The sequence below is a fragment of the Epibacterium ulvae genome (genome assembly GCF_018678075.1).
Taxonomy (GTDB): Bacteria; Pseudomonadota; Alphaproteobacteria; order Rhodobacterales; family Rhodobacteraceae; genus Epibacterium; species Epibacterium ulvae_A.
Map to the genome: position 1 here is coordinate 1 of NZ_JAHHIR010000083.1, position 6,390 is coordinate 6,390.

A 6,390-nucleotide genomic window follows, 5' to 3' on the forward strand; every position below is an offset into this window, starting at 1 on the left:
TCGACGTTGAACTGATCGCGCCTATCGCGATGGAAAACGGTCTGCGCTTCGCGATCCGCGAAGGCGGCCGCACTGTTGGCGCGGGCGTTGTATCGAAGATCACTGAGTGATCACTCGAAGATTTTGGACCGAGGCGGCAGGCGGGTTTCGCAAGAAAATCGCCGAGAGCCCCCGGTTCTGAATGATAGAAAGGCCGCCCAATGGGCGGCCTTTTTTATGATCGAACTTAGCGATTTAAAGGCATTGACTCTATCGTGGTCTTGACTTATGCGCGGCGATCGCCATATGAATCATCTGCTGGAATGATGTTTGGGAGGTTTTGATGGCCCGTACTCCGGACTTTAAAAGAGCGTCCATAGAAGCCAAGCGCGCAAGAGCCAATCTGCCGAAACTTCCTCCCTTTGATCCTGAAGCCGTTGCTGAGGACAAAGGAATCGAAGTCGTTTACGCATCTTTCGCTGCACCTCATGATAGGGAAATATCTGGTTTCTACCACAAAGCGGACAACAAGATCGTTGTAAATCGCGACATTAGCACTGGCCGCATGGTATTCACAATTGCTCACGAGCTCGGACACGCTTTGATGCACCAAGAGTATATTGAGTCTCAGAATTACCAGCCTGTGTATCGCTCTAACCACCACGAAGGTGAAAAACCTATCGAAGAGGTCGAGGCAGACCAGTTTGCGGCAAATTTCCTAGTGCCTTTAGATTTGCTCGAGAAATATCGAGATGTAGCAGACATCGGCGAACTCGCACGTATGTTTGCCGTGTCTGAGGATGTTATCGAAAACAGGTTAGCCACATTGCACCGCAACCCGTGGTTGGCGAAGTCCTGATACGCAAAAGCAAATAGGATCAAAGAGATTGTTTTCTGCCGAAGCCATTGGGATCTCTAATGTTGAGCCGACTTTGTCTAGGAAAGATGAGGCTTTTGACCAAGGGAAAGTGGAGGCACAGGAACTCGACAAGCGCGTTAAGGCGGTTGAAGCCGCTGTTCGAGTTCAAGGGCTTAGGGAGTTTTTCGATCTAAGGAAAACGTGGTCGTCTTGGATAATCGCATGGATTAGCGCACTTATCTTTTTCAATGGATGTCTAGCCGTGTTTGTAGGTGCGGGCTGGCTAAATTATGTCGATTATGAATGGTTTATTACGGCTGTTACGGTCGAGACTTTCCTGCAAGTCGTTGGAATGGGCTACGTTGCGGTGCGCTTTCTTTTTAGCGATTCCAAAGACAAAGATGTAAATTAACTTCGCAGGCCAAAAGCCCCGTACACCACGCCTCATACCCCCTTGCCAGATGCCCCATTCAGACGTATAGAGCGCCATCTCGCTTAGCGAGACAAAGGCGGGGTGATTCCCGCCTTTTGGGTTCGATGAGGGTTCGTGATGGTCACATGCCCTCCTCTCAACTCCAACGCCTGGATAAAGGCATTACTATAATGCAAAGCCAAAACATCCGTATCCGGCTGAAGGCATTTGACTATCGCGTTCTGGATGCCAGCACGCAAGAGATCGTCAACACTGCCAAGCGCACCGGCGCCACCGTTCGTGGCCCGATCCCGCTGCCGAATAAGATCGAGAAATTCACTGTTCTGCGTGGTCCCCACGTTGACAAGAAATCCCGTGACCAGTTCGAGATCCGCACACACAAGCGTATGCTCGACATCGTTGATCCGACTCCCCAGACCGTGGACGCGCTGATGAAGCTCGACCTCGCGGCTGGTGTTGACGTCGAAATCAAGCTGCAATCATAAGATCGGAGGGTAAAATATATGCGCTCTGGTATTATCGCAAAGAAAGTGGGCATGACCCGCTTGTTCATGGAAGACGGTAAGCAGATCCCTGTGACCGTTCTTTCGCTGGATGGTCTGCAGGTTGTTGCACAACGTACCGAAGACAAAGACGGCTACACCGCAGTTCAGCTGGGTGCAGGTTCCGCAAAAGTGAAGCGCGTGTCGCAAGCGATGCGTGGCCATTTTGCAGCCTCCAAAGTTGAGCCCAAGCGTAAGCTGGTTGAATTCCGCGTTCCGACCGAAGGTCTGATCGAAGTGGGTGCAGAAATTTCTGCAGAGCACTTCCTGACAGGTCAAAAAGTCGACGTAACCGGTACTTCGATCGGTAAAGGCTTTGCCGGTGCGATGAAGCGTCACAACTTCGGCGGTTTGCGTGCGACACACGGTGTTTCGATTTCGCACCGTTCACACGGTTCAACCGGTCAGTGTCAGGATCCTGGCAAGGTTTTCAAAGGCAAGAAGATGGCCGGTCACATGGGTGCAGCCCGTGTTACCACCCAGAACCTTGAAGTTGTCAAAACCGACGCTGATCGTGGTCTGGTGTTCATCAAAGGTGCCGTACCTGGTCCAAAATCTGGCTGGGTTACCGTCAAAGACGCCGTGAAAAAGAAGGCCCCCGAGGGTCTGCCTTTCCCGGCTGCTGTTAAATCTGCGGATGCTCCCGCGGAAGGTGGTGAAGCATGAAACTTGACGTGATCAAACTCGACGGCGCCAAAGCCGGTGATATTGAACTGTCCGAAGACCTGTTTGGTCTGGAGCCACGCGCAGACATTCTGCACCGTGTGGTTCGCTGGCAGCGTAATAACGCCCAAGCTGGTACCCACAAGGTTCTGACCCGTTCGGAAACCAGCTACTCGACCAAGAAGATCTATCGCCAAAAAGGCACCGGTGGCGCTCGTCACGGTGACCGTAACGCGCCGATCTTCCGCAAGGGTGGTATCTACAAAGGTCCAACACCGCGTTCGCACGGTCACGACCTGCCCAAGAAGTTCCGCAAGCTGGGTCTGCGCCACGCGCTGTCCGCAAAAGCAAAAGCGGGTGAACTGGTCATCATCGAAGACGCAGCTTCCGAAGGCAAAACCGCCGCCCTGGCCAAACAGGTTAAGAACCTGGGCTGGAAACGCGCGTTGGTCATCGACGGTGCGTCCGTGGATGAGGCTTTCCTGAAGGCATCGCGCAACATCGACGGTCTGGATATCCTGCCAACGATGGGTGCAAACGTCTATGACATCCTGAAGCGTGACACTCTGGTGCTCACAAAAGCAGGTGTCGAAGCACTGGAGGCTCGCTTGAAATGAGTGCCAAGGCAGAACATTACGACGTGATCCGCAAGCCGATCATCACCGAGAAAACCACCATGGCGTCCGAAAATGGCGCGGTTGTGTTCGAAGTGGCGATCGATTCGGCCAAACCACAGATCAAAGAAGCCGTTGAGGCGCTCTTTGGTGTGAAGGTCAAAGCGGTTAACACCACCATCACCAAGGGCAAGGTCAAGCGTTTCCGCGGCAGCCTGGGCAAGCGTAAAGACGTGAAAAAAGCCTATGTGACCTTGGAAGAGGGTAACACCATCGACGTATCCACCGGTCTGTAATCAGATCAGCGGGTCACATGGTGACACAGAATGAAGCCTCTCGCCGGTCTCGGCGGGGGGCTTTTTCTTTTGCGGCGATATCGTGCTGAATCGACACAGTTTCCATGGTCCTCGCGCTGTATTTATGCAGTTTTTGATTGACGCGGCGGGGCTCAGGTCCCATTGGTTGCGAGCTACGTTTTCGTTCTTCGACTCTTTTTCGGCCCTGCGGCGGTAGAATTCGATGTTGCCTCTACGCGGCCTCGCCATCGCATCCTGCGGGTGGCGTCTAACTTAAAAGGAATTGCGGAATGGCTTCTGGCACCGTGAAATGGTTCAACTCCACTAAAGGTTTTGGTTTTATTGCTCCTGAAGAAGGTGGCAAAGACATCTTTGTACACATCTCTGCTGTTGAGCGCTCCGGCCTGACCGGTCTGGCTGACAACCAAAAAGTAACATTCGACGTTGAAGCAGGCCGTGACGGCCGCGAAAGCGCCGTAAACCTGGAACTCGCATAAGCTTCTTTTCACGGATGTCTTCGCGACCCCTTGGGTGAGCGAGACGCCGTGAAACAGCCTGTGTGCTTCTAGAAAAAGGCGACACCGTTCCCGCGTGTCCACCGGCCTGAAAGTGGCCTGCCTTTCTGACAAGATAAAAGAGCCCCTCGCCAAACGGCGGGGGGCTTTTTCTTTTAACAAAGTTCTTTAGGCTTAACGGCATAGAACAGTGGGATTTCAATGTGTCAGACTATTCAATGCTTCACCGTTTGCTTACGCGCATCTTGCTTGAAGTCCGCGCCACGTCAAAGTTGAAGAAAGCGCAAGGGCTGGCCGACATCGCCCACAACATCCCTGGGGAGATGGAGAGGGGGGTGCCGACAACCGAAATACTCGCCCGTGTGCGACAGCGCGCGGAACGCATCGGTGCGGGAGAGGTGATTGATGGCTACATCAGATCCGCCACATCGCCCGGGACGAACATGCGCATGGTGAGGTTGAGGGATTTGGAAGCGGGAGACGACGGGTGAGTGGGGTGGCTCGATTTGCAAATTCGGCAGCAATTGTTCCGATCAAGCTACATTGACAATGACGATTGTGAGCTGAGGAATCTCAATGTTGATACATATTCATGGAGCTTTCTGGGCGGAGCTAGGCCTTCTTAGCTTCCTTAGCGACGTGTCTGAAATGACGTCGCCGCTCAGCTTAACTGTGTTTCTTTACTTTATCGGGCTGCCTGGCCCATGGGTGTTTTTTTGGCTTTTGCTTTTTACGCTTCCACCGCAAAGCTGTTCCTTGTCTTGATAAATCGAACGTGTCGGCGATTTTTGGAAAACTAGATCCCTTTTCAGCTCTCTACGTTTCAACTAGGCGTAACTTCCCAATTTTCGTTAAGAAAACTGCTGCAATTGCACAGGCTTTTTTGTGTTTGTAGGATCGCATTTCTCATAAGTTCATAGCTGCATGTGAACAGGCAAGCGGGCAGAGCGATGCTGAAACGGATCTTGATTTTGACAGCGGCCCTGTTGGGGCTTGCGGGGCTGGCCTATGCTCAGATGTTTGATGAATACGCCTATGGCCCGCACCGCAAACATCGGATGGATGTCTATGCGCCCAAGGGGGCGGAAAAGGCGCCGATAATCTTGATGTTGCATGGCGGGTCGTGGACCACGGGCAATAAGCGGGTGCCAAATGTCTGGCTGTCGAAATCCCGGCATTTCACGTCCAAAGGCTATGTCTTTATCTCCACCAACACCCGCCTGATGCCCGACGCTGGCCCATTGGAGCAGGTGCAGGATTTGGCCCGCGCGCTTGCCTTTGTGGAGGAGAACGCCGCGCGTTGGGGCGGCGATCCAGGGCGCGTCATCTTGATGGGGCATTCCTCTGGCGCGCATGTGGCAACGCTGCTGGCGGTGCGGCAGGATCTGTTGCAAGAGGCCGGGGTGCGCGCGCCGGTGGCTGTGGTCTCCCTGGATACCGCTGCCATTGACGTGGCGCAGGGTATGGCGGGCGTCGCGCGACGCTGGCTGGGACCGGTGTTTGGCGAGGATCAGACCCTTTGGCACGCAGCCTCCCCATCCAATTACATCGACGCAGAGGATCCACCCCTGCTGATCGTCTGTTCCAGCACCCGCAATTGGCCCTGTCCCTTTGCCGAGGGGTTTGCCGCGCCGTTTGCACAGATCGACGTATTCCCCGTCCCGCTGGCACATCGTGCAATCAACGGTAGATTAGGCCGGAAGGGGAGTTATACTGATGCGGTAGATGCGTGGTTGGGCGCGCAATGATAATCCAATGTTTGTGTATGAGCGGCGCGAAGTTGTTATGCGAGGTCAGCTGTGTTTTAAAATGGGGCACCATGTTAAACTCAATGCGCTTCCACCAAATACCGGCTAATTTGAAGGTGGTCCCAAGTTAGGGCCGATGTTTTCTTTTACTGCTGTCCGCGCCGAGAGCGCGCCTGGGCTCGTTATCAAAACCCAAGTAGCAAATGCGACCTTGCTGTTCTTGTCCGCCGTCTGAAGCCGCTGTATGCTGACTTGTGCCGAGGCGACCCATCTGCGGGCGTCCTCAGTATCAACATTACAAGTGGGATCGTAATCCACGCGCTTTCGGGCGGTTTGCAGCTGCACAAAGATATCGGCAAAGCCTTCTATTTCTTCGGGAAAGCCGATTGGCGCAGCCTTCTTGCAGGCATCTTTAGTAGTTCCGTGAGAAAGGCCTCTATAGACCTCTACCCAAGCTCGATTCGGTCTATTCTCTCGTTCGTGTCCTACAAGTGAGTTCGCTGAAACTCTTGCCAATGCATGTGACCTGAGCCCCAAGTCTCCTCCGGTTTTGCGCGGAGTCCTTGAGGTTAAATCTTTGGCGTTAGGCCGCCAGCTTGTCCATTGCCTTTCTTTGCAAAAATTCCATCGGTGTCAGGTTTGCCAAGGCTGAATGTGGTCTGCGCCAATTGTAATCCTCCTGCCATTTTTCAAGCGTTGTGCGGGCGTCGCGCAATGTTCCAAACAGCGTTTCATTGAGGC

At 53.5% G+C, this 6,390-nt stretch carries 10 protein-coding genes; 9 read left to right on the plus strand and 1 reads right to left on the minus strand.

Annotated elements, in window-relative coordinates; translation table 11 throughout:
• The 9 genes from KMP13_RS17680 to KMP13_RS17720 all read left to right on the plus strand — a co-directional run.
• Positions 1–110 (plus strand): hypothetical protein (locus tag KMP13_RS17680; protein WP_215267308.1); only part of this gene is annotated, 110 nt, incomplete at its 5' end.
• A gap of 212 nt (positions 111–322) precedes the next feature.
• Positions 323–838, plus strand: coding sequence for an ImmA/IrrE family metallo-endopeptidase (locus KMP13_RS17685; RefSeq protein WP_215267301.1), 516 nt, complete (start codon positions 323–325; stop codon positions 836–838).
• Between the two features lie 28 nt (positions 839–866).
• Entirely contained in the window at positions 867–1,250 is a 384-nt protein-coding gene (locus tag KMP13_RS17690; RefSeq protein ID WP_215267302.1) for a hypothetical protein, read from the plus strand.
• 191 nt (positions 1,251–1,441) lie between these two features.
• Positions 1,442–1,756 carry a 30S ribosomal protein S10 gene (rpsJ, locus tag KMP13_RS17695; protein WP_008207555.1) on the plus strand — a complete coding sequence of 105 codons (315 nt, stop codon included), beginning with the start codon at positions 1,442–1,444 and terminating at the stop codon, positions 1,754–1,756.
• Positions 1,757–1,774: 18 nt separating this feature from the next.
• Positions 1,775–2,479: a 50S ribosomal protein L3 gene (gene rplC / locus KMP13_RS17700; RefSeq protein ID WP_215267303.1), complete on the plus strand. Its 705-nt coding sequence runs from the start codon at positions 1,775–1,777 to the stop codon at positions 2,477–2,479.
• Positions 2,476–3,093, plus strand: a complete 618-nt coding sequence (gene rplD / locus KMP13_RS17705) for a 50S ribosomal protein L4 (RefSeq protein WP_215267304.1) — start codon at positions 2,476–2,478, stop codon at positions 3,091–3,093. The genes rplC and rplD overlap by 4 nt, the downstream gene beginning before the upstream one ends.
• Positions 3,090–3,386, plus strand: coding sequence for a 50S ribosomal protein L23 (locus KMP13_RS17710; protein WP_215267305.1), 297 nt, complete (start codon positions 3,090–3,092; stop codon positions 3,384–3,386). Before rplD ends, KMP13_RS17710 begins: the two co-directional genes overlap by 4 nt.
• Positions 3,387–3,676: 290 nt before the next feature.
• Positions 3,677–3,883: a cold-shock protein gene (locus KMP13_RS17715; RefSeq protein ID WP_215267306.1), complete on the plus strand. Its 207-nt coding sequence runs from the start codon at positions 3,677–3,679 to the stop codon at positions 3,881–3,883.
• Positions 3,884–4,851: 968 nt separating this feature from the next.
• Positions 4,852–5,649 carry an alpha/beta hydrolase gene (locus KMP13_RS17720; protein WP_215267307.1) on the plus strand — a complete coding sequence of 266 codons (798 nt, stop codon included), beginning with the start codon at positions 4,852–4,854 and terminating at the stop codon, positions 5,647–5,649.
• Between the two features lie 583 nt (positions 5,650–6,232).
• On the opposite strand, the gene KMP13_RS17725 is transcribed toward KMP13_RS17720, so the two are convergent.
• Positions 6,233–6,376 (minus strand): integrase core domain-containing protein, encoded by a 144-nt coding sequence (locus KMP13_RS17725; RefSeq protein ID WP_435370370.1) that lies wholly within the window; start codon positions 6,374–6,376, stop codon positions 6,233–6,235.
• Positions 6,377–6,390: the final 14 nt, after the last annotated feature.

Excerpts from the sequence above, each read along its gene's own strand:
- KMP13_RS17715 (WP_215267306.1), top strand. The coding sequence starts at position 3,677 with ATGGCTTCTGGCACCGTGAAATGGTTCAACTCCACTAAAGGTTTTGGT.
- KMP13_RS17710 (WP_215267305.1), top strand. The coding sequence starts at position 3,090 with ATGAGTGCCAAGGCAGAACATTACGACGTGATCCGCAAGCCGATCATC.
- rplD (WP_215267304.1), top strand. The coding sequence starts at position 2,476 with ATGAAACTTGACGTGATCAAACTCGACGGCGCCAAAGCCGGTGATATT.
- KMP13_RS17720 (WP_215267307.1), top strand. The coding sequence starts at position 4,852 with ATGCTGAAACGGATCTTGATTTTGACAGCGGCCCTGTTGGGGCTTGCG.
- rpsJ (WP_008207555.1), top strand. The coding sequence starts at position 1,442 with ATGCAAAGCCAAAACATCCGTATCCGGCTGAAGGCATTTGACTATCGC.
- KMP13_RS17685 (WP_215267301.1), top strand. The coding sequence starts at position 323 with ATGGCCCGTACTCCGGACTTTAAAAGAGCGTCCATAGAAGCCAAGCGC.
- rplC (WP_215267303.1), top strand. The coding sequence starts at position 1,775 with ATGCGCTCTGGTATTATCGCAAAGAAAGTGGGCATGACCCGCTTGTTC.